Source organism: Lutispora thermophila DSM 19022 (assembly GCF_900142105.1).
Taxonomy (GTDB): domain Bacteria; phylum Bacillota; class Clostridia; order Lutisporales; family Lutisporaceae; genus Lutispora; species Lutispora thermophila.
In genome coordinates this window covers 82,738-105,267 of sequence record NZ_FQZS01000006.1, presented here as the reverse complement: position 1 = coordinate 105,267, position 22,530 = coordinate 82,738, and the positions used below count along the sequence as shown (strand labels likewise).

At 38.2% G+C, this 22,530-nt stretch carries 21 protein-coding genes and 2 riboswitches; of the genes, 4 read left to right on the top strand and 17 right to left on the bottom strand.

The window, feature by feature from the left end; translation table 11 throughout:
• Positions 1–97: 97 nt before the first annotated feature.
• Positions 98–280, bottom strand: a riboswitch (cobalamin riboswitch).
• A gap of 265 nt (positions 281–545) precedes the next feature.
• The 16 genes from BUB48_RS04925 to BUB48_RS04855 all read right to left on the bottom strand — a co-directional run bounded on the left by BUB48_RS04925 (position 546) and on the right by BUB48_RS04855 (position 15,387).
• Complete coding sequence (locus BUB48_RS04925; RefSeq protein WP_073025136.1) at positions 546–2,066, bottom strand: cobyric acid synthase; 1,521 nt, start codon at positions 2,064–2,066, stop codon at positions 546–548.
• 15 nt (positions 2,067–2,081) lie between these two features.
• Positions 2,082–3,494, bottom strand: a complete 1,413-nt coding sequence (locus BUB48_RS04920; RefSeq protein ID WP_073025135.1) for a cobyrinate a,c-diamide synthase — start codon at positions 3,492–3,494, stop codon at positions 2,082–2,084.
• A 46-nt stretch (positions 3,495–3,540) separates the two neighbouring features.
• Entirely contained in the window at positions 3,541–3,678 is a 138-nt protein-coding gene (locus BUB48_RS17995; protein WP_175548365.1) for a hypothetical protein, read from the bottom strand.
• A 31-nt stretch (positions 3,679–3,709) separates the two neighbouring features.
• Entirely contained in the window at positions 3,710–4,480 is a 771-nt protein-coding gene (locus tag BUB48_RS04915; RefSeq protein ID WP_073025134.1) for a cobalt-precorrin-6A reductase, read from the bottom strand.
• Positions 4,481–4,504: 24 nt separating this feature from the next.
• The gene (gene cobJ / locus BUB48_RS04910) at positions 4,505–5,236 is read right to left on the bottom strand and encodes a precorrin-3B C(17)-methyltransferase (protein ID WP_073025133.1); all 732 of its coding nucleotides are present in this window, start codon (positions 5,234–5,236) and stop codon (positions 4,505–4,507) included.
• A gap of 40 nt (positions 5,237–5,276) precedes the next feature.
• A complete protein-coding gene (cbiG, locus tag BUB48_RS04905) occupies positions 5,277–6,338 on the bottom strand; it encodes a cobalt-precorrin 5A hydrolase (RefSeq protein ID WP_073025132.1) in 1,062 nt (353 codons plus the stop codon).
• Positions 6,335–7,087: a precorrin-4 C(11)-methyltransferase gene (gene cobM / locus BUB48_RS04900; protein ID WP_073025131.1), complete on the bottom strand. Its 753-nt coding sequence runs from the start codon at positions 7,085–7,087 to the stop codon at positions 6,335–6,337. Before cobM ends, cbiG begins: the two co-directional genes overlap by 4 nt.
• A 3-nt stretch (positions 7,088–7,090) precedes the next feature.
• The gene (cobI, locus tag BUB48_RS04895; RefSeq protein WP_242944168.1) at positions 7,091–7,804 is read right to left on the bottom strand and encodes a precorrin-2 C(20)-methyltransferase; all 714 of its coding nucleotides are present in this window, start codon (positions 7,802–7,804) and stop codon (positions 7,091–7,093) included.
• Entirely contained in the window at positions 7,801–9,033 is a 1,233-nt protein-coding gene (locus BUB48_RS04890) for a bifunctional cobalt-precorrin-7 (C(5))-methyltransferase/cobalt-precorrin-6B (C(15))-methyltransferase (RefSeq protein WP_073025129.1), read from the bottom strand. Before BUB48_RS04890 ends, cobI begins: the two co-directional genes overlap by 4 nt.
• Before the next feature lie 68 nt (positions 9,034–9,101).
• Positions 9,102–10,214, bottom strand: a complete 1,113-nt coding sequence (gene cbiD, locus BUB48_RS04885; RefSeq protein WP_073025128.1) for a cobalt-precorrin-5B (C(1))-methyltransferase CbiD — start codon at positions 10,212–10,214, stop codon at positions 9,102–9,104.
• A 14-nt stretch (positions 10,215–10,228) separates the two neighbouring features.
• Positions 10,229–10,864: a precorrin-8X methylmutase gene (locus BUB48_RS04880; RefSeq protein ID WP_073025127.1), complete on the bottom strand. Its 636-nt coding sequence runs from the start codon at positions 10,862–10,864 to the stop codon at positions 10,229–10,231.
• A 66-nt stretch (positions 10,865–10,930) separates the two neighbouring features.
• A complete protein-coding gene (locus BUB48_RS04875; RefSeq protein WP_073025126.1) occupies positions 10,931–11,788 on the bottom strand; it encodes an ATP-binding cassette domain-containing protein in 858 nt (285 codons plus the stop codon).
• Positions 11,788–12,579, bottom strand: coding sequence for a cobalt ECF transporter T component CbiQ (gene cbiQ / locus BUB48_RS04870; RefSeq protein WP_073025125.1), 792 nt, complete (start codon positions 12,577–12,579; stop codon positions 11,788–11,790). Before cbiQ ends, BUB48_RS04875 begins: the two co-directional genes overlap by 1 nt.
• Positions 12,576–12,902: an energy-coupling factor ABC transporter substrate-binding protein gene (locus BUB48_RS04865; protein ID WP_073025124.1), complete on the bottom strand. Its 327-nt coding sequence runs from the start codon at positions 12,900–12,902 to the stop codon at positions 12,576–12,578. Before BUB48_RS04865 ends, cbiQ begins: the two co-directional genes overlap by 4 nt.
• A 3-nt stretch (positions 12,903–12,905) precedes the next feature.
• On the bottom strand, positions 12,906–13,646 hold the full coding sequence (locus tag BUB48_RS04860) for an energy-coupling factor ABC transporter permease (protein ID WP_073025123.1): 741 nt from the start codon (positions 13,644–13,646) through the stop codon (positions 12,906–12,908).
• A gap of 130 nt (positions 13,647–13,776) precedes the next feature.
• A riboswitch (cobalamin riboswitch) is annotated at positions 13,777–13,968 on the bottom strand.
• Positions 13,969–14,238: 270 nt separating this feature from the next.
• Positions 14,239–15,387: a S8 family serine peptidase gene (locus BUB48_RS04855; RefSeq protein WP_073025122.1), complete on the bottom strand. Its 1,149-nt coding sequence runs from the start codon at positions 15,385–15,387 to the stop codon at positions 14,239–14,241.
• Between the two features lie 531 nt (positions 15,388–15,918).
• Here BUB48_RS04855 and BUB48_RS04850 point away from each other — a divergent pair.
• The 4 genes from BUB48_RS04850 to BUB48_RS04835 all read left to right on the top strand — a co-directional run bounded on the left by BUB48_RS04850 (position 15,919) and on the right by BUB48_RS04835 (position 19,699).
• Complete coding sequence (locus tag BUB48_RS04850; RefSeq protein WP_073025121.1) at positions 15,919–16,716, top strand: DUF169 domain-containing protein; 798 nt, start codon at positions 15,919–15,921, stop codon at positions 16,714–16,716.
• 27 nt (positions 16,717–16,743) lie between these two features.
• Positions 16,744–17,544, top strand: a complete 801-nt coding sequence (locus BUB48_RS04845) for an ABC transporter permease (protein ID WP_073025120.1) — start codon at positions 16,744–16,746, stop codon at positions 17,542–17,544.
• Positions 17,545–17,563: 19 nt separating this feature from the next.
• Positions 17,564–18,613: an ABC transporter substrate-binding protein gene (locus BUB48_RS04840; RefSeq protein ID WP_073025119.1), complete on the top strand. Its 1,050-nt coding sequence runs from the start codon at positions 17,564–17,566 to the stop codon at positions 18,611–18,613.
• Positions 18,614–18,682: 69 nt separating this feature from the next.
• Entirely contained in the window at positions 18,683–19,699 is a 1,017-nt protein-coding gene (locus BUB48_RS04835) for an ABC transporter ATP-binding protein (RefSeq protein ID WP_073025118.1), read from the top strand.
• A gap of 214 nt (positions 19,700–19,913) precedes the next feature.
• On the opposite strand, the gene BUB48_RS04830 is transcribed toward BUB48_RS04835, so the two are convergent.
• Positions 19,914–21,980, bottom strand: a complete 2,067-nt coding sequence (locus tag BUB48_RS04830; RefSeq protein WP_073025117.1) for a methyl-accepting chemotaxis protein — start codon at positions 21,978–21,980, stop codon at positions 19,914–19,916.
• Positions 21,981–22,530 lie beyond the last annotated feature (550 nt).

Sequence of the window (22,530 nt, the reverse complement as noted above, 5' to 3'; positions counted from 1 at the left end):
TCCCGACAAAGGTCAAGAGGCCGTTGCATATAGAATACTTATGCTGATCCATCTACTCATATAAGCATCCCACACCCCCTCTATCGCTCGTAGAGTCTATGGTGTAACATTACAGGCAGGTCTTCTGACTCTGGTTCATCGACACCTCATTCCTTCCCGGAACTCATCCAGTGGATTTACCATGAGATGTCTCACCATCACAGCGGCGGGACCGTTCAGGAATTTCACCTGATTCCCTTTTAAACTGTTCTCAACAGTCACCTGCAATAACAATATTTAGTTATCTTGATACTACCATATACAACATATTGTGTCAACACTATATGTCCTTGCTATTCTCCGACCAATTACATCAAATCACTTTATATATTTGGCAAGTCTCCAACAAAGCCTGTTAATCCTTCAATATCTTCTCCAAAATAAATAAGGAACAAAGCTATATTATATCAAGCAATAAAACAGTAATCAAGCTTTGCTCCTTCCAAATCAAAGGTGATATTGCCAATCCTGATAAAGCTTATTAATAATATATCTTAGCATGTTCATCAGGATCTATTTAAAATTTTGTAAATCCTATCCATGTCCAGATTCTCTCTAAGTAAGCTGGCAAGTTTATTATACTGCTCCTCCTTGAACTCTTTAAAACTCTCAATAGGACCATCCACTTTTTCCAAGCCTTTTCTTTTCCTTAAATTGTTTATCAGTCCCATAGTAAAGTCCATATTGTCAAATATACCATGTATATATGTGCCTAGCACATCTCCGTTTCTTACTCCATCCACCTTTATATGGTTGTGACCAAATACAGAACAGATAGTTAGATATGGTGTACAATTTTCTAAAAACTCAGTAGTACCCATATGTATTTCATAACCTTCCACCATTATTCCATTAAGGCCTTCCAGAATTCCATCATTAGCATTTATTAAAGCCTTTATCTGTGTGGTTACTTTTTCCGGTTGAAAAACAGTTTTCATTTTTAAAAGACCTATACCTTTTATCTTTTCCAGACTGGATTCAGTATGGTAAGGATCTGCTATCTCCACTCCAAGCATCTGATATCCTCCGCAGATGCCATATATAACGGTACCGGAATCATGAAGCCTGTATATTTCCTTTTCTATACCAGATTTCCTTAAAAACAAAAGATCCTCAATAGTATTTTTCGAACCCGGAAGAATTAGCATATCAGGATTCCCAATATTAGCCACCCGATCAACATACCTGACCTTGGCTCCTTTTATGTTCTCCAAAGCATTGAAATCAGTAAAATTTGATATATGAGGTAGCTTTATGACAACTATATCTATTTCTTCACAATTTGTGACCTCTTTTTGGCTGAATCTTTCAGCAACACTGTCTTCATCTTCTATGTTCAATCTTGTATATGGGATGACTCCCAATACAGGAACTTTGATGATATCTTCCAGCATTTTTATGCCTGGCTCAAGTATTTTCACATCCCCTCTGAACTTGTTTATAATAACACCTTTTACTCTAGCTTTTTCACTCTCTGTCAAAAGCAGCATGGTTCCAGCCAGCGATGCAAAAACCCCTCCTCTGTCAATGTCACCTACAAGGATTACAGACGCATCAGCTATTTCTGCCATTCCCATATTTACTATATCCTTGTCTCTCAAATTTATTTCAGCGGGGCTTCCTGCCCCTTCAATGACTATGATATCATTTTTTTCAGCAAGTCTGTTATATACATCACGGACCATCTCTGCGAGCTGCGGTTTGAACTCATGATACTGGACAGCTGACATATTTCCATATACTTTTCCGCTGATGATTACCTGTGTCGTTTTATCTGTAGTAGGCTTCAGAAGTATGGGATTCATATCCACCGAAGGTTCAATACCAGCCGCTTCCGCCTGCACTACCTGAGCTCGTCCCATTTCCTTGCCTTCCTTCGTGATATATGAATTCAACGCCATATTCTGAGATTTGAATGGTACCACCTTATATCCATCCTGATGGAATATTCTGCACAAGCCGGCCACAATAAGACTTTTACCCACAGATGATGCCGTTCCTTGTACCATAATACATTTTGCTTTCATATTAAAATCAACCCCTTATCTCTTTTCTCCAAACCCCAGACAGCTTTTCACAAATCTTTCAGCAAAGCTTGGATTACTCCAGAAATGTAGATGGGGATAGCCTGCCAGCAGGTTATGCAATTTAAATCCACATTTCCAGATCCTTGTTTCACTGTTCCTTTTACTTTTTTTGATACTATAGCAGGTAGGGATATCCTCATTTACTTCAGTGATGGAATAATGAAATTCATGTCCTCTTATTTTCTCACCCTTTACTGCAAGAACATTATCTTCAACAATATCGATTTCAATATATCCGAATCTTTGTAATGACTTAGTCATCCTGCTTATGCCAGGGATTACTCCTGCCATGCTATATATTTCTCCGTTGCTGTTTATTATACCTTCTGATAGGTACATAAGTCCGCCACATTCGGCATAGGTAGGCAAGCCACTCATAATCCGGCTTCTGATGCTCTTCCTCATGCTTGTATTTTCCTCAAGCCGGGCTGCAAAAACTTCAGGGTAACCACCACCTAAATAGAGCCCGCTGATTCCATCAGGAAGCTGAATGTCATTTAGGGGGCTGAAATATACCAGTTCCGCTCCCAGCATTTCCAGCAAATCCAGGTTATCTCTGTAGTAAAAATTGAAGGCATTATCCCTGGCTACCGCAATTCTGACTACCGAAGAAAGAGGTTTTACAGAAAACCGCACATCATGCTCCAGTACTTCAGTTTTTTCTTTATCAAACATCACACCCTCAACAGCGATTTTTTGCAAGAGCTCCAAATCAACAGTCTTTTTCAATTCCTCAGAAAGCAGAGTGACCTTCTGCTTCAAATCTCCTATTTCATCTTCTGGAACCAGTCCAAGATGCCTGCTTGCTAAGCTTATCTCCGGCATATTTTTCAAATAACCGATTACAGTAATATCCAGATGATCTTCGATAGTATCCTTCAGTAACCTGAAGTGTGCTTCACTTTTTATGTTATTTATTATTACACCCCTTATCTTTACCCCTTCATCAAAATCCATGAACCCTTTAATGAGGGGAACTATGCTTAAGGACATACCTTCTCCATTTACCACAAGAATTACCGGTGCATCAATTATCTTGGCTACATGAGCAGTGCTTCCCACTCCATCATATCCGCCATAGCCGTCATACATCCCCATGACACCTTCTATAACAGCAATATCCGCATTGCTTATATTTCTTAAAAAAATGTGTGAGACAGTACTCTCATCCATCATCCAACTGTCAAGGTTTCTTGAGGCATTACCCGTGACAAAGGTATGAAACATGGGATCAATGTAGTCAGGTCCCACTTTAAAAGGTTGTACTGTTAATCCTTCAGCTGACAATGCACCCATTATTCCAATGGACACTGTTGTCTTGCCACAACCGCTGTTTGATCCAGCAATTACAATTTTAGGTATACTCATACTTATTATCTACTCCCATTGCTAATTCAAAATCTTATTCTATATACTATATTGTCCTCTGTTTTGTCACCACCTCCTCGATAACAGTCCATCCTGCTTCCATATGGGGATGCTTCCGCTTGATTTTATTAATTTCAGTTTCTTTTCTTTCAATTTCATGTACGAGATATAAAACTTTATTCATCTTTTAATCCTTTCACCACTGTCCTAGCATGTCAAATATGCTTTTCAACATATTCTATAGTCCCATCTATGGTGCTAACTATATAGCCGTATTGAATGTACGGCCTTTTTATCAAAATAACGTCAATACCTGCTTTTCTTGCGGCCTTAAGTTTATCCTCCACTCCACCGGCATTTCCGCTGTCTTTTGTCACCAATACACGGGCATCACAATATCTAATCATTTCATAATTCATTTCTTCAGAAAATGGGCCTTTCATGGCTATAATGTTTGATGCATTTAGACCTGCTGCCTCGCATTTTGCAAGTACTCCGCTTTCAGGTAAAACTCGAACAAAGAGCCTTCTCTTGTAATCCGGGATGTTTGCAGTGAAGACTTCCACATTGTTGCTGCCAATAGTCAGTAGAATGTTTCCTTCCATCAATGCCGCCTTCCGTGCTGCCTGCAAAAAATCATCAACATGGACTACTTTCTCTTTTTCCGAAGCAGCAATTCCATTACGTTCAAATCTCAAATAAGGTATCTTTGCCGCAATACAGGCTTTCATAGAGTTAACGGAAATCTCCTTTGCAAAGGGATGGGATGCATCGATAAGACATTTGACTTTTGATTTCACCAGCAAGTTGGCAATTTTCGCTTCCGACAATCTTCCCTCATGAACTTGAAGCTTAGGATGCCTCTCAAGAAGCTGGCTTCCATAACCTGTTGCTACAGTTGCAATCACACTTATATCCTTTTTTAAAAGCTTATTTATAATCTGCTTTGCATCGGATGTCCCTGCTATCACCATAGCATCCGCCATCTTATCCCTCTTTTCCTTTTGTTGTTACAATCTATACCCTCTAGGGGTTATCATCTTTCCTTTTTCAATATAAGTTTGTGAGTTTCCTATCAACACAACTGTAAACATATCAATTTCATTATTCAGCATATTCTCCAATGTGGCTATAACACTGGTCTGTCCAGTTCTTCCTACATTTTTCACAATGCCTACAGGAGTATTCGCATCTCTGTATTTCATGACGATATCCCTTGCTATGTTAATATAGCCACTGCGATTTTTGCTCTTTGGATTATACAGACAAATGACAAAGTCTCCTTGTGCAGCATATTCAATTCTTTTGCTTATCAACTCCCATGGAGTCATAAGATCGCTTAAACTTATTACAGCAAAGTCATGCATAATAGGTGCACCAAGAACAGCCGCTGCTGCTGACGCTGCGGTAATTCCCGGTATCACTTCCACATCTATATTGCTGCCTGATTTATTGACAACCTCCAGCATGATTCCTGCCATTCCATAAATTCCGCTGTCTCCACTGCTAACGAGCGCAACATTGTGTCCCTCCAAAGCCTTTTCCAGCACCAGCTTGCAGCGTTCAACTTCCCGTGTCATTCCCGACTTTATAAACTGCTTCCCCAAAAAATGTTCCTGTAACAGATCCAGATATGCGCTGTAGCCTACAACCAAATCAGCTACTTCTATTGCTTTTCTAGCCCTAGGGCTCATATCCTTCAGCCCCCCAGGACCCATTCCTATTACAAAAATCTTGCCCATAGTATCACCTCAAAGTTATTCATTCTTACATAATATTTCTTTAACATTTTAGATAAACTTCCAGCTCCTCCTCCGCCAACGCAAGAGTTATACCGTCATAAACAGTCTTTGGGTAAATCAATTTTGCATCAGTACCTGCAAGTACGGCACAAGCTTCGGCTACATTTCCGACACCGGTAGTTTTTCTTACAAAATCCGAACAAAAAAACTGATACTCTATTCTTTTTATCTCATCAACGGAAAAGGTCTTAAAGGGTATTCTCATTTCTTTAGAAAATTCATTAATACCTTTTTCCTCTGATTTCAAATTGATGGATGCAATACATCGGACTGACAGCAGGCTTTTACCGCTCTTTGTCATAAAATCCATTACTGCATTTTTTATTTCCTGCCGTGTTTTTCCTCTTTTACAGCCTATACCAATAATTAGATTTTTAGGCCTTAAATAAAGAATTTTTTCAGCAATGACAGGCGTTTCACGCTGGTTTGACAAAATAACTGCAGCTTCATACGAATGCTCCGGATCATAAAGTTCAATGTTATTCGGAAGCACTCCCTTTAGCTTGCAATGGCTTAATAGGCAGATCTTGCCCCCATTGACCAGTTCAGAGCTTATATATTTCAAGTTACCTATATTTTCAATAGCACAGTTGTTCATTAATGCCAACTCGTCAAAAGCAACAACTCTGTTAATATCTGTGGCAGTAGTTATTACCGGCGCAGCCCCTATAGCAGCAGCAACTTTTTCTGCCAACCTGTTGGCACCGCCGATATGACCTGAAATGAGACTGATAGCAAATCTCCCCAGTTCGTCTACCACCACTACAGCAGGGTCCAATTGCTTGCTCTTCAAATATGGAGCAATACTTCTGACAACTATTCCGCAGGCCATGATACAGATCAAAGCCTCATAATCATTGAACAGCTTTTCCATCACATTCTTAAAATCAGCAGCAAGAGGTTTTCTAGGAACAGGCGAACCATTTTCAACAACTTTGTCAAATGTGTCATTTTTTACAAAAACATCAGCCTTCATGGATCCACCAATTCTTTTTGCCAGTTCAATTCCTTTTTTCGTAATAGCTATGACAGCAGTTTTCATTCTCTCGCGCTCCTGAACTCATGGGAATAGCTTTTATCATACAGCTTTGAAAACTCATATTCATCTCCCAGAAAATTGCCCACAATAACAAGAGCCGTTTTCCTTATACCTTCCTCTTTAACTTTGTCTGCAATATCTGCAAGAGTAGCCCTGATTATCTTCTGCTCAGGCCAGCTGGCTTTATATACCACAGCCACAGGTGTTATATCCTCATATCCAGCTTTCAATTTGGATACCAATTCATCAATCATATCCACACTTAAAAATATGATCATAGTTGCTTTATGCATTGCAAGGGATTCAATGCTTTCTTCAGAAGGAACTTCTGTCCTTCCCTCCATACGGGTGAGTATAACCGTCTGTGTTACTCCAGGCAGCGTATACTCCTTCTTCAGCGCAGCAGCTGCTGCTAAAAAAGAACTTACACCGGGTATAACTTCATATTCAATGCCATACTTATCCAGTGCATCCATCTGTTCTCTGATGGCTCCATAAATTGACGGATCTCCGGTATGAACCCTGGCGATTTTTTCCCCTTCTTTAGTTCCCTTTATCATTACTTCAAGCACTTCATCCAGGGTCATGCCGGCACTATCATATATCTCCGCTGATGGTTTGCAGCATTTCAATAGCTCCTTATTTACCAGAGAACCTGCATATATTACAATATCCGCTTCTTCTATATGTTTTTTCCCTTTAACGGTTATCAATTCCGGATCTCCCGATCCTGCACCTATAAAATATACCATGGCTTATTTTACTCCTTTTCTTTTCACAATCATCGTAGTAAAGTAACTCAGTTCTTTTTCCATCGCCTTCTCAATATCATACTGGATTATCTCATCAGGAAATCCACATTTGCTGACTAAGACCGCTTTATCCATAAGCCCTATCTCCTTCAGTTTTTCTTTTATTTTAGGCAAATTCCTTGACACTTTCATCATTACCACATTGTCGCAGTTGTCAAGAATAGTCTCAATATTCTTACATTCATAGGCTGAAGGTATTACAGCGACAGATTCCCTGTTCTCAGCCAGGCTTATTCCCAGCTTTGCAGTTACAGCACAAAAGGATGTTATGCCGGGAACTATTTCCGTATCATATCCCTGATTTTTAATTTCTTTGTGAATGTACATATAAGTACTATAAACAGTAGGATCGCCAAGGGTTATAAAGGCAACGTCCTTCCCTTTGTCAAGCTTTTCTTTGATTTTAGAAATAGAATCTCTCCAGCCAGCTTTCACCACTTCTGAATCAAAACTCATGAAAAAAAGCAATTCGAGAATGGGTTTTTTTGTGTCAAGCACTTCTTCTGCAATTGACAGCGCTACACTGTCCTTATCTGAGGCTGTCTTTGGCATGGCTATATAATCTGCCTTCTCAAGTATTCTTTTTGCTTTTAATGTTACCAATTCCGGATCACCCGGACCTACTCCTACTCCATACAATTTTCCTGCCACAATCATTCTCCTTTTTCTGCAGTAATTATATAAATCGGATTTATAGCAGTCATTAAGTGTTTTCCTCCTGCTTCTCTGCCACGTGAAACAGATAGATTAATTATCTCAATATTAATGAATCCTCTGCTCTTTAACCCTCCAATTGCTTCACAAGTTGATTCTATTGTCACCGTGTTTAGTACCACCCGTACATTTGAGCATTCTCTATGGATCCAATCAAGAATTTCTCCCATATTGCCATCTGTTCCACCTATAAATACTCTGTTCGGTCTCGGAAGCTCCTCTAACGCTCCCGGAGCTTCCCCATTAACAATATTTATATTCCGAATACCAAATTTCTCAGCATTTTTCCCTATAAGCTTAATACCTTCACTATCCTTTTCTATTGCATAGACCTTCCCATATTTGCAGATCAAACCACACTCAATGGAAACAGAACCTGTCCCCGCACCAATGTCATATACTATGCTGTTATATTTTAACCTCAGCTTGGATATGGACACTGAGCGAACTTCCTCCTTTGTCATTGGCACATCACCTCTGACAAAAAAGTTATCCGGTATTCCCGGTGTTGAATATTCCCATTGGGGTGGACTGTCAACAATATCATCTTTGTGTTGTATGATCATAAGCGACAAATTATCAAAGGTCTTTTTACCTATCTCATCAGGAGTACCTACTTTTATCCTTTCATTTTCATATGAAAGGTTTTCGCCAACAGCTACCACAGCATTGCTTAATCCTAGCTCTATCATCTTACGGCATATTGCATCCGGTGACTGCTTCCCTCCGGTAAAAATTGCTGTTTTCTTGTTAGCCTTAATTATGTCATAGAGCTGCGATTGCTGCCTACCATGTACACTGGATATTACAATGTCATTCCAGTTTAACTGAAGCTTGCTGCACAAATATTGAAGGGAACTTACTCCAGGAATAACTTCCATCTCCACTTGCGGTATATTTTCCTTCAAGGATGACATAATACCATAAAGTGCCGGGTCTCCGCTGGCAAGCACAGCTATGCTCTTTTTTCCTATATTGCTGCTGATGTATCTGTATATCTCATCAAGATTATTCCCTATTACTAATGTTTCTTTGAATAAATGACTATAGGCTTCCAGGTTCCTCCTTCCTCCAATCAGCACATGGCATTTTTCAATTAATTCATTGGCAGCAGTGTGAACAAATTCTTTAGAACCTGGTCCCATTCCAATAACATAAAGCTTATTACCCATTCTTTCTCCCACCCTTATTTCATAGATTTTTAATTTCTGATTTTCATAAATCTACCGTACTCAAATTGCTATTTAAATTCATTAATCAATTCTTCTGCCACCTTGTCCATTGCCAGCAAATTATCTGAACCATCGAATATGACAGCACCAACTCTTATTTTGTTAAAGGTATAATCAGTACATCTTCTAGCCACATTTTCAACTATTCTTCTGTAAACACCTTGCAGTCCATTTTTATTGATAATATCCATTGCAGCTTCCGTTGTTTTACATTGGTATATGCTATTAACCAGCTGCTGTGAGGCACCTTCAAGGGCTGAATAGGCAGCCATTATCTCCATTCTTGCATCGGCCACCCTGCTGTGAGTATGAAAAATGCCCGCAGCAACTTTTACCAACTTGCCTGGATGACCTGAAATTATTAGTTTTTCAAATCCATATTCCACTGCCTTGTCAAGCATATATCCTGCAAAATTGCTTATCTTCACTATATAGTTGTTGTTTAAGGGCAACTTGCCCGTTGCAAAGTTTTCTCCATAATTGCCAAAGATGAAAACAACTTTCTTGCATCCCTTTGCAGCAAGCATGCTCAAATCCAGAGCCAGCGACTCCTTCCATGCTTCCTCAGACATAGGTACTACAATGCCGGAGGTACCCAGTATGGAAATACCTCCCTCTATGCCGAGCTTTGGGTTATAGGTTTTTTCAGCTACTTCATAACCTCCTGGGATACTGAACTTAATCTCAACCCCCATGCCTTGCGGCAGCACCTCTCCAACTTCTTTTTTAATCATCTTCATGGGAACTGGATTGATAGCCGGTTGCCCAACAGGCACCTTCAGTCCCGGCAGAGTTACCCTTCCTATTCCTTCTCCGGCGATTATGAAAATCCCTGGTGATTTACATAGTGTAGCTTTAGCAAAAATTTTCAAGCCCGTTGTTACATCAGGATCATCTCCACCATCCTTGATAATGGAGCATATGGCATAATTCTCTGCAATTTCTACATCATTAACTGTGAGCTTCAGCCTTATCCCGGCAGGAGTATCTATTTCAACGGTATCTAATACCTTTCTTGAAATGAGCATGTAAGCAGCGGCTTTTGCTGCAGCTGCAGCACAAGAACCGGTAGTATATCCCTTTCTGTATTTTTTTCCCGCGATAATTACATAATCAACCATAAAACCCTCTGAAATCAGTCTCTTCCCATCATATACAATATTGCATTTACTATTGCTGCTGCCACATTGCTGCCACCTTTTCTTCCTTCTGTTATAATGTATGGAACCTTAAGTTTTTTTATCATTTCTTTGGATTCAATCACATTTACAAATCCTACAGGTACTCCTATAACCAAAGCAGGATCTACAACTCCTTCACTTATAAGTTCGTATAGCCTTATTAGCGCCGTTGGTGCATTACCAATTACATAAATTCTAATGTTGGAATTCTTAGAAGCCTTTTCCATACACAAGGAGGCTCTGGTAATGTTTCTGGCTTTAGCTTCCGCAGCAACATCTTCATCATCCATGAAGCAATAGACCTGGCCACCATATTTTGCAAGATTCTTCTTGTTAATTCCCGCTAAAGCCATTTTTGTATCTGTCACCAGGCTGCCTCCTCCCCTGATGGCATTAAATGCACTTTCAACTGCATCATCGCTGATATTGATTAAATCTGCATACTCAAAATCCGCAGTCGTGTGTATGACTCTCTTAATTATTGGTTCATGTTCCTTGCTAAATTCCCTGTCTCCCAGAATCCCTGCCAAAATTTCAAAGCTTTTTTCCTCAATATCACCAGGTTTTATTATTTCAATACCCTCCAGCATATTTTTATCACTCCTGTTTTTCTTTTTTCACATACGGCATGGAAGCATATCCATGCAACTTAAGCTTCATCTCTTCAAATATCTTGCCTTCCAATCTTTTAATGCAATCCGGGCCTCAGATATTGTGTTTATAGAATCATCCAGATCAAAATCATCTTTGTATTTTAATATTTCCATCAAATGCCCTATCCTCGGCAACCTGAGATTTATGTCCCTTATTGTTTCCTTCTGGGTAAAAACTTGTTTGGGTGTTCCTTCCAAAACCATCATTCCATGATACATAACAAAAACATAATCACAATAAAGAGGGACAATATCTATATCGTGAGTGGATATGACAACTGTAATACCAAGGGTTGTTTGTATCTGCCGTAGCATCTTCATAAGTTCGCTTACCCCTATGGGATCAAGTCCTGCCGTAGGCTCATCCAGAACAAGCACCTCAGGTTCCATAGCTAAGACACCGGCTATAGCCACACGCTTTTTCTGACCAAAGCTTAAACTATGTGTCGGTTTATCTCTAAGATGAGTTATTCCTATTTGTTCCATTGCGTTATCAACTCTTCTGCGACATTCCTTTTCAGGCAGTTTCATATTAACCACTCCAAAGGAAATATCCTGAAACACGCTAGCTGAAAACAACTGGTTGTCAGGGTCCTGAAAAACCATTCCAATCTTCCTACGCAGCTCTTTCAGCCCCTTTCGGGAATAATCAATAGGCTTTCCATTAAATAAAACCTGGCCTGAAGAAGGCCTATATATGCCGTTAAAATTCAAAAACATTGTAGATTTTCCAGCTCCGTTAGCACCAAGAACAGCAGTGCATTTTCCTTTTTTTATTCCAATACTGATGCCCTTTAGCGCAACAGCCCCGTCAGCATATATATAATGCAGATCCTTAGTCTCAAGTATATTTTCATTCATCAAGATAGACCTCCAGTGATTGATTTCAATGCAATTACAAATAAAACCAGCAGAGCGTTAACAGCAACGGCCATGATATACCAACCCCAATGACTTTCATAGGCTTCCTCAAGCACATTAATCTCACCTTCATAACCTCGTGCCTCCAAGGCAGTATATAAAGCCTTTGATTGCTTGTATGACTTTATAAACAGCATTGAAGCCATGATCGCCAAAGAGCGGTAGGAGCTGCATAGGCTCGAATAACCTAGCCGACAGTTCTGAGCATTATATATTGTGTCAGCTGTTTCCATAAGAGAAAAAATAAACCTATACACAAGTTCCATAAGCTCTACAAAAACCTTTGGCATTCCTAGTCTGCGAAATGCTGCCAGCAAGTCAACCATGGGAGTGTTGAGGGATAGAAAATAGAGGCATGACACTGCCCCTAAAGCTCTGAGAAAAAGCTTCAGCGATTTCACAAGGCTTGCATCTGAAAAACCTATCCATTTGCCTGCAAATGGAATTGCCCATAGCAGCATCTCCTGATTCTCACATATATTCACAGCGATAGTGAACACTCCAACAAGAAGAAAAATCATCGGCACCAGCAATAACCTAAGAAAAAAGGGGAAGGGGGTACCGCCTTTTAAGACAGTCATACCTCCCATTATGAAAATCACTGCAATAGATATGATAATTTTCTCAGCCCAGATGCAAACACTCAAAGTCATCATGGCAAAAACAAGCTTCTGCATCGGGTCCCTACGCCTTAGCCTTGAGTTGTAGGCATATTTATCTATAGAAATCATGCTAGTTCTCTTTTTTGCCCTTTTCTACGGCCTTTAAAATAGCCCAGTCCATAACCAATTATGCCTGCACCGATGGCAGCTTGCAGTGCAAAAAGCAGGCTCTCAATCTCACCGCTTGCCGGTTCATAGATGGGAGAAAACCAGGGCTCATACTCGGATGCAATTTCTGTTATTGCCTCTTCTGCCAAGCCATCTGCTCCGCCGAATTCGGCATCTTTGGCAATAAACAGAGGTATAACAGCCAAAGCTACTACTATAAGTATTAGCAGCAGATTTACATTAACATTTCTTTTTACTAAATTCTTCTTTATATCCGTCTGCATCCTTTAAGCCTCCTTTGTTAAAATATTTAAGCTTTCCAATTCATCCTTGGCATGGGCAGAAAGTGCATTAAATATAAGCACTGTCAATATTCCTTCGCTAATAGCAAGAGGAATTTGTGTCACAGCAAATATACCCATAAACTTGGCAAGAGATGCTCCGAAGCCGCCAACCTCAGCGGGAAAAGCAAGTGCAAGTTGTATGGACGTAACCACATATGTCAGCAAATCGCCAAGCATTGCTGCCAGAAACACTGCTAGCCATTGGGGTCCATTGGCTTTCTTTACCAGCTTGTAGGTCGCAAATGCAGCAACAGGCCCAATCACCGCCATCGAGAATGTATTTGCTCCAAGGGTTGTCAATCCACCATGAGCTAAAAGCATTGCCTGAAACAAAAGCACTATCAAACCAATTACAGACATGACAGTTGGTCCGAAAAGTATAGCTCCAAACCCCACTCCTGTTGGATGTGAGCAACTTCCTGTAACAGAAGGTATTTTGAGTGCAGAAAGCACGAATGAAAATCCTCCTGCCATTGCAAGAATTAATTTAACTGAAGGATTTTCTCGGACTATTTCTTTAATTGAAAACAGTCCCATGATAATAAAAGGTATACATAATGCTCCCCATGAAATCGCCCATATTGGCGGCAAGAATCCTTCCATTATGTGCATAGCTGAAACCGTCTTTGGCATAAGTACAATCATAAGCGCAAGACCCAAAGCCAATTGTTGTTTTTTAGGCAAAACACTCACTCCTTACATGATTATTTTCCAAATAAAAAACCTCTCAACAAAACTGTCAAGAGGTAATGTATACCTGGAATAATAATATGCAGGCAAACATACATAACACCCCCCTATCGCTCGTAGAGTACATGGTGTAATAAAACAGGCAGGTCTTCTGGCTCAAGCGTCATCGCCTTTGCAGCCTTCCCAGTTTCCCAGTGGCATATTGCAAAGACTCTTCTTACACAGCGGCGGGACCGCGTGGGATTCTAACCCACTTCCCTTTTCACTGTCATATGATCCATAATCATACAACAGAACCTGTTTTAGATATTCACTTTTAATATTCACTATAATTCTTTAACTATATATTGTCAAGTTATTATGAAATTAGGTAAATTTGTAAATAAATATCTACATCAGCGAATTACTATTTTTCTTCTGCATCATCAAAATCTCTCAGTCAAGTGTTTGTTTACTATCATTCACTTTTAGAAGCAAAATTCATTAAAGGCTTTCAATCTTTCATTTTAAACCCCAGTGCATTTTCTGTTATTTTACCATCAAATGTCTAAATGCGTTTGCTGGCAAATCATATTAGTTCATTGACCTATCTACGTGTTTCTATTTCGGCTATAAACTTTACAGGGTTTATTATTTTATTTCCGTTTTGGTCAATGTATGCAGTTCTAAAGAGTAAATCAATTATTTCTTGATTAGACAATGCCGGATCTACCTGCCAACCAAGAGCTAGCACACCGGCAGCATATGGAATTCCCCAGCTTAATCCACCTTGCCCTGTATATTGATATGATTCAACACCAGCATTGTATTGTTCAGCGGTTGTTCTGAAAGATGTGGGAACGAATATTGCATTGTCTTCTTTACCACCATAAGGATGTTCTGGAAATCCGGTCTTAAAGAGAGTAATATCATCAGGTGAATCGAAATCATAATACCCAGGCACTATAATACCGGTATCATACCCATCTCTGCAATCAAGAACAAGAATCCCATCCTTTTGAGCTTCCGCCACTGCTTCGTCCCATTGCTCTTGATTCTTTGAAAATGGTGAACCACTACCGGAAGGCGCTGCTGAAACTGAAACAACTCGTATTTTATCATCCTTAGGCAACTCTTTATTTACCTCAATAATCCAGCGCAATGCTTTAGCAAAGTAAGCACTATCTCCATTCCAAGAAGGAGCAGCCGCAAAATAAACCTCTACATCCGGCGCTACACCGCAGCTTTTACCAGCCAGAATGCTTACCACTGCAGGTCCATGCATGGAGCCTGAATTGGCTTCTTGATTGGTTCCTACATCCTTATATTTTACAATTCTATCAGCATACTCAGAGTGATATGGCTGTGCTAAATTCTGATCTATAATGGCAACCTTTATACCTTTACCTGTAATACCCCTTTCATGGAGCGTACGAATCCCAAGTCCTGGATTCTTTCCCTTCTCCAAAACTTCAACGGCAACTTTCTCACCGCCAGGAAAAACCGTATCAGTATTGAACCAAAAAGTTTTTATATCTTCAAGATTATAATTACCTTCTTGCGGAGTTTCTGATTCTACAAAAGGAAGCTTACGCACATCACTGTAAGGTGCAATAAATGTGTTTTTTCCGTTTGCTTCTATAGAAGCATAGGAAGAATCCAGACCTTGTTTATTACCAATTTCTTTTGTTTTGCTATCACAACCTGAAACCAAAATTAATACAATCAAAAGCATTAACCCAATATGTTTTTTCAACTTAATTTCCCCCTCATCAATAATGCATTAAATCCCAATAGCTTTTCATTAAGCATAAAATCAATACAGGATTTTTATAGCTCAACACCTATATTTTTACATATATGATTAATAAAAGCAACACCATTTACATAATAGCCTTCCATATAAAATTGATTCAAAATCAAGCTTCTTATCATTTCTGCATCATTTCATATCTTATAAAAGTTGTTCACACAATGACTACAATAGTTATATAACCAAATGAAATTATTTGAGACCATGAACTCCATCTATCATCTTATATCTCAACTATGTAAATTTATGTAATTTTGAATAATATGTATATTCTTTACCTAAAAATTGCATAATTATTTTCTGTTCAGTATATTTTTCTTACTCCTTTATCCTTTAAAGTCATCTATACTGCTTATTTGCTGTGCTTATCTATTTGCTTATTCTATTGTCGAATGCATATATATAAATATAATCTATTGGACTTGATATATCTGTGTTTATATAATATGTATGGCTTAATGGGAGGTGGAAATAATGCTTGATATGAAAAATGCCTTGGACAAGCTCAACATATCTCTAGACTTAAACAGAAAAGTAGTAGGTGTCAGATTTCTCTATACCAAAAAGGAGTTCCTAGAAGCTGATGCAAAAGAAGCAAGAACCAAAATTCCTTATTGTGTCATGGTCAAAATAGCTACTCATGGCTTTGGACTAAAGGCTACTCTAGAAACATCTGGTTGCGGAGGAGCAACAAGGGCATTGGGTCTTGAAAAACCAAAGCCTGAATTCGAATCAGGATGTGAATATCATAGTTTTGGATTATATAAGGATTTAACAATAGCCAAGAATGTAGTAGACAATATAACATTATGTAAACATGAAATTTATGGAGTTATGGTAAAACCTCTTGAAGCTTTTAACGAAAATCCTGATGTGGTAATTATAGTTACTGATGCTTACAATGGAATGCGCATTGTACAAGGTTATACTTACAGCTATGGCACAAAAACAGATTTCAAGTTGACCGGCAATCAGGCAGTATGTTCGGAGTGTACGGCATATCCTTATGAAAAGGATTCCATCAATATATCAATGTTCTGTTCAGGAACACGTTATCTAGCAGGCTGGGAAACAACGGAAATGGCTGTTGGATTGTCCTACAGCAAGTTTTTGGGAACAGCTGAAGGTGTCTTCCGAACAATAAACGGAGCCGAGGGAAACTCTGCTAAGAAACATATAAAGAAAAAGCTTGAAATGACTAATTTAAGTAATCCTGGTATATATGAAAATGATGCATATTATATCAGATTGTCAAACCGAGATGATAACTGATAATTTGCATTGTATTAGGGTGCAAATATGAAAAAAGATAAAATATTTATCAATGTTATAAGAGCGGCAATAGTGGCAGGTTTTCTTATTCTATGGGAGATTGCAGCGGTCAACAACTGGGTGAGTATTTACTATACCAGTAAGCCAAGTGAAATAATTTTGGATTTGATCAACTTTACTACAAGTGGAGAACTAATGAAGCATGCAAGCATAACATTAAAAGAAGCACTAACAGGACTTTTTTACGGAAGTATTATTGGAATATCTGCCGGACTGATTTTCGGACAATTCTCCACAATCGGAAAGATCTTTACACCAATAATTACTGCCATCCATGGAATACCTCAGCTTACTCTCGCGCCTGTATACATACTCTGGTTCGGCATAGGTTTTGCATCAAAGGTTTTCCTAGCAGGACTCATGACATTCTTTAGCGTATTCTTTTCTACATATAATGCAATTTTGACTATGGAGCAAAATCTCATCGAATCAGCCAGCCTTCTAGGAGCGAAAAAGTATCAGATTTTGCTTCATGTAGTTTTGCCAACCTGTACACCATGGATAATAGCAGGTGTACGCACTGGTCTAGGAGCCAGCCTTGTTGGTGCAATTGTTGGTGAGTATATGGGAGCTTCAGCTGGCTTTGGTTGGATGGTAGCATATGCAACCTCATATTTCAATATAAAGAGGGTAATGTCCTGTATTGTTATTCTGCTTCTCGTTGGAATTGTGATGAATGCTGGACTTGATAGAATAGAAAAAATCTTATTGAGATGGCGCACCCAGACATCACTTTCCATAGAAACCAAAAATGAATCAAAATGTTAATATGGAGGAGATTTTAAACATGAGCAAAAAATTAGTATCAATATTGATAATATTAAGCATAGCATTGATGGGATTAACAGGTTGCAGCAATACTACACCAAGCGTAACCGATAACGATATTAGTTCAACTACACCTGAAAGCAAGGAACTTCACAAAGTTGTAGTATCTGAGTTTAGAGGACTAAACTGGATGTCAGCTTATGTAGCTGATTTACTTGGTTACTTTGAAGAAGAGGGGCTTGATGTAGAGTTTGCCATATATAAAGATGGTCCTATAGCATTTCAGGGAATGCATGCAGGAGATTCGGACTTCTGTCTTCTTTCTGCCGAACCCGTACTACGTGCTTATGATGAGGGAATGGAATCTTATCTAATTCTTACAAATACTAAAAACAGAACTTATGCATTTGCCACCAGACCAGACATAAAGGAAATGAAAGACTTAAAGGGAAAAACAGTCTTTGCCGGAATGCCTGGCTCTGCTCCTTACTCTTTTGTCCTTTCACTATTGAAGGAAGCTGGACTATCTGAAAATGATGTAAGTTTTATAAACCTGGAGTATGGAGCTGCTATAGTAGCACTTGCACAGGGTCAGGCAGATGGTATTTTCTTCGATATATATAACAAAAAAACCCTAGTTGATGCTGTTCCTGGAGTAAACATATTAGTAGATGCTACAATTCCAGAAACCCACAAGAAGCTATATGGAACAGAACTATGTGAAACAACAATAGTTACATGCACCAAAAAGTTTGCTGATGAGAATCCTGAAATAGTCCAGAAGTTTACAAATGCATCAGTTAGAGCTTTAAAATGGATCAATGAGCATAATGAAGAAGAAATAGCTCAACTGGTTTTACCTATGTTCGAAGGAATGACTAAAGAAGAACTGGTGCAAAATCTTGAGACAATAAAAACCTCCTTCTCTTCAACAGGCGAAATACACCCAGAAGGTTATCAAACAGTAGAAAATTTCTGCTATGAACAAGGTTTGATTAAGAAGAGAATAGGTTATGATAGTATTGTTGCAAGCCAGTTTGTAAAGAAAGCTTTAGAAACTATAAAGTAATATAGATAAACATACCGCGCGGCATTTTGCATGCTGCGCGGTTGACTATTAGAACCTATGGAGGATAATATGGCATATATCGAAATTCATAATGTTGAAAAATATTACGGAAAGCAACATGTTTTAAAAAATCTCAGCCTTTCCGTGGAAAAGGGGAAATTTGTAACTTTACTTGGTGCATCTGGATGCGGTAAAAGTACTTTGCTGAGAATACTAGCAGGTCTTACAAGTATTGATAGCGGAGCTATATACCTTGGAGAAGAGGATATAACGCACCTTAGCCCCAACAAACGTAATATAGGCATGATATTTCAACAATATAGTTTATTCCCTACCATGACCGTTTATGATAATGTAGCTTTTGGATTAAAGATGAGAAAGATGAATAAGGCCCAAATACGCAGCATGGTTTCTGAAGCTATCAAAATGGTAAACCTGGAAGGAAGCGAAAAGAAATATCCTTCTCAATTGTCAGGCGGAGAACAACAAAGAGTTGCACTAGCTAGGTGCATTGTGACCAGACCTAAGGTACTTCTTCTTGATGAACCATTCAGTGCAATAGATGCAAAGCTGAGAAAATCTCTTCAGTCTAAGATTAAAGAAATCCATAAAGAGCTTGGAATGACATCTATTTTTGTAACTCATGATCAGGATGAAGCTATGGTAATGTCTGATTATATATACCTTCTTAACAGCGGGGTCATCGAACAAGAAGGCACTCCTATTGAGCTATACTCTAAACCTAGAACCATCTTTGCAGCAGAGTTTATAGGTGATTATAATATAATTGATGGAAATTTTTTATCAAATATCACAGGTAAAAATTTTACCTGCAAAAAAATAGCATTTCGGCCTGAACTGGTAAAAATATGTAAGCAACCTCTTTATCAACATGTAGATAGCATATATTTTAGTGGCGTCATAATAGATATTGTGCTACAAGGAAATATTGTTAGATATCATGTAATGGTAGATAAAACAAAAATAAAAGTGGACATTCTCTCAAGTCAGGAATGCTTGTATAATATAGGAGATAATGTATATCTATCACTGCAAATGAGCAATATAATTCAATATGCTGAGTAAGAAAGGCTTCCTTTGGAAACATATATAACAATCAAGGAAGCCTTTCTTGAAATGCCTTAACGGAAAGTATAAATTGAAAATTTATACTTTCCTATCATTATAAATAAAGACGTCACAGTTGACGTCCTTATTTACTTCCATGGTTCACCTGATATGAAATATCTTACCCATTATATCAAGGCTTTTAATTATTAATATCTACTTTCAAATCCATTTATATCTTGAACTTTCCGATAAAGCTTCTTAATTCCTGTGCTATAGCAGCCAAACTCTCTCCTGCTTTTGCAATCTCATCAATGGTAGCGGCCTGCTCTTCCATGGCAGCAGAAGCCTCCTGAGTGCCTGCCGCATTCTCCTCAGAAATCGATGCCAGATTCTGAGTCAATTCTACAACTTTGCTCTTATTGGTTGTCATAAGTTGTGCAGAATGATTAAGTTTATCTATCTTGTCCTTTATTACGTCTATAGCTTCTGCAATGCCTTCAAATTTGTCTTCTGTCATTTCCACGCTCATGGTTTGTTCTGCTACAATCTCCTTTGTCTGCTGCATTATATCTACAGCACTCTGGGATTTATCCTTCAGTTCATTGATTACGGTTTTTATATCTTTTGCAAATTTATTTGATTGCTCTGCTAGCTTTCGTATCTCATCTGCAACTACTGCAAAGCCTCTTCCCACATCACCGGCTCTTGCAGCTTCTATGGCAGCATTTAAGGATAATAGATTTGTCTGAGCCGCTATGGCTTCAATCATTGAACTTGCATTATCTATTTCTTCCGTGCTTTTATTGTTGCTCATAATGATCTGATGGATGTTATTAGCAGCCTCATTGTTTTTCTGTGTTTTATCGATCAGATCTTTTAAAATGGAGAATCCTTCTTCTTTTTGCTTTTCAATCTCATCTGCAGCTATATTCAATTCCTTAAGATATTGGAAATTCTCTTCCAATAATTTACCCATTTCTTCTACATTTTCAGCAGTCAATTCTGTGTCCTTTGCTTGATCTCCGGCTCCCTTCGCAATTTCAGCTATTGTTGCTGCTATTTCTTCCGATGCAGTTGCTGCCTGTGAAGAATTAGCAGTTAACTCTTCCGATGAAGCTGCTACCTGTTCTGCTGCTTCTGATGTATTGGATATAAAAGCAACAATGTTATCTCTCATAGCTTTTAATGCTCTAATCATATTTCCAACTTCATCTTTTTTATTTATATACTTACCTGCATCTGATTCATTTTGATCTGAAAAATCCAAATTGGCAAATTCCTGCACTTTCTTAGTTACTGCTATTATGGGCTTGGTTATACTTTCTGAAACATAACTTGAAATTACGAAAGCTGCTATTAATATGACAACAGCCGAAATACCAACGGTGTTTATTATTTTCCTGGCTCCTGACTCCAATTCATCCTTTGAAATAAATGAGGCCAGAATCCAGTCAGTTCCCTCAACTTTAAACGAACTTACTATATATTCTTCATTGTCAATATTTACAGTGAAAGATGATGATTCTTCGGTTAGGAGCTTATCTAATCCATCAATATTAACCTCATCAATTCTTTTAAAATTATTATTCTCATTATTGCCATCTGCCATGATCAAGCCATTCTTGTGAACAATCATGGAATAACCTGTCTTACCTGTCTTCATTCCATTTAATATATTACTAATTACAGATTGTTGAACATCAATTCCAATTACTCCTATTAAATTGCCATTCTCATCAGTAAAGGTACGGGAATTACTTGCAATTAGCTTTTCTTTAAAGGCATATGGCCCTGTCCTTATTATTTCCCCGTTCTTTTCCATTGCCTGAATGTACCAAGGCCTTTCGGGAGGATTGAATCCTGCTGTCATGGTCTCCTCTGGCCACTGTATATATCCCCCATGTTTAGTTCCTATGTATACATAACTTGTGCCCTCATGACTATCCCCATATTGCTTAAAAATCTCATAGATTTCCTGCTCTATTCCTCCGTTGATAGATGGATGCATTAGCGTTTCTTCGGTAGTATCCTTGTATGTGGTGATGCTACTGTCAGCTTTCCGTATTACTGGATTGGTAGCTAACATATTAATATTTTCATCAATTTGATCATAGAAAATATTGATAGCTTGGGATACAATATTCATTTGTTCTATGGAATTGCTATAATAGTCATCATAAGATTTCGTATTAATGATATAAATTGCAATACTGCTCAAAGAAAATAAAGTTATCAAGACTACAACCATTGTTGAAGCCAATATTTTTCCTTTTATTCCGGTAAATCTTTTTCCCATAGAATCATTTCCTTTCTTAAATTAATAGTTTTATTATCCATGCTTAAGACCTATATTATTACTCCTTGTCCAATAGTACTTTTTTTACTTTCTTTAATACATGTCCCACAGCTAGTCTTTTTACACTCACCTCAAATCATAATAATGTTTATTTATAAGATATTCTATCACTACAAACGACATTTTTCTACATTATTTTACCATATTCAGCACTGTTTTATTATCACTGATTTTAGTATCAAAATGGCAATGAAAATCTGGAAATTTATAATAGCAAAGCAATCGGGACAAGTTTTTACTACATGTGAAAAATCAAAGAATAGAAATAGATGAGATTTTCATAAACATAAATAATGTAATAAACATTATTAACAAAGTGATAAGAATTTTGTCGAAATATATAAAGACTCTTAGAAAGCCCCTCAAAACTTCTTATCATCTTTACAGCCATGAAATGAGATATAGATTGTTATTGATCAATTTGAAATGATCAAGCATATGAAAGTGCAGTTGAAACATTTATTGAATGGTCTCAAGAAGCATTGAGAAT

Bases quoted from the DNA above. Each gene is read 5' to 3' on its own strand.
- BUB48_RS04925 (WP_073025136.1), bottom strand. From the start codon at position 2,066: ATGAAAGCAAAATGTATTATGGTACAAGGAACGGCATCATCTGTGGGT.
- BUB48_RS04920 (WP_073025135.1), bottom strand. From the start codon at position 3,494: ATGAGTATACCTAAAATTGTAATTGCTGGATCAAACAGCGGTTGTGGC.
- BUB48_RS17995 (WP_175548365.1), bottom strand. From the start codon at position 3,678: ATGAATAAAGTTTTATATCTCGTACATGAAATTGAAAGAAAAGAAACT.
- BUB48_RS04915 (WP_073025134.1), bottom strand. From the start codon at position 4,480: ATGGCGGATGCTATGGTGATAGCAGGGACATCCGATGCAAAGCAGATT.
- cobJ (WP_073025133.1), bottom strand. From the start codon at position 5,236: ATGGGCAAGATTTTTGTAATAGGAATGGGTCCTGGGGGGCTGAAGGAT.
- cbiG (WP_073025132.1), bottom strand. From the start codon at position 6,338: ATGAAAACTGCTGTCATAGCTATTACGAAAAAAGGAATTGAACTGGCA.
- cobM (WP_073025131.1), bottom strand. From the start codon at position 7,087: ATGGTATATTTTATAGGTGCAGGATCGGGAGATCCGGAATTGATAACC.
- cobI (WP_242944168.1), bottom strand. From the start codon at position 7,804: ATGATTGTGGCAGGAAAATTGTATGGAGTAGGAGTAGGTCCGGGTGAT.
- BUB48_RS04890 (WP_073025129.1), bottom strand. From the start codon at position 9,033: ATGGGTAATAAGCTTTATGTTATTGGAATGGGACCAGGTTCTAAAGAA.
- cbiD (WP_073025128.1), bottom strand. From the start codon at position 10,214: ATGGTTGATTATGTAATTATCGCGGGAAAAAAATACAGAAAGGGATAT.
- BUB48_RS04880 (WP_073025127.1), bottom strand. From the start codon at position 10,864: ATGCTGGAGGGTATTGAAATAATAAAACCTGGTGATATTGAGGAAAAA.
- BUB48_RS04875 (WP_073025126.1), bottom strand. From the start codon at position 11,788: ATGAATGAAAATATACTTGAGACTAAGGATCTGCATTATATATATGCT.
- cbiQ (WP_073025125.1), bottom strand. From the start codon at position 12,579: ATGATTTCTATAGATAAATATGCCTACAACTCAAGGCTAAGGCGTAGG.
- BUB48_RS04865 (WP_073025124.1), bottom strand. From the start codon at position 12,902: ATGCAGACGGATATAAAGAAGAATTTAGTAAAAAGAAATGTTAATGTA.
- BUB48_RS04850 (WP_073025121.1), top strand. From the start codon at position 15,919: ATGCTTGATATGAAAAATGCCTTGGACAAGCTCAACATATCTCTAGAC.
- BUB48_RS04845 (WP_073025120.1), top strand. From the start codon at position 16,744: ATGAAAAAAGATAAAATATTTATCAATGTTATAAGAGCGGCAATAGTG.
- BUB48_RS04840 (WP_073025119.1), top strand. From the start codon at position 17,564: ATGAGCAAAAAATTAGTATCAATATTGATAATATTAAGCATAGCATTG.
- BUB48_RS04835 (WP_073025118.1), top strand. From the start codon at position 18,683: ATGGCATATATCGAAATTCATAATGTTGAAAAATATTACGGAAAGCAA.
- BUB48_RS04830 (WP_073025117.1), bottom strand. From the start codon at position 21,980: ATGGGAAAAAGATTTACCGGAATAAAAGGAAAAATATTGGCTTCAACA.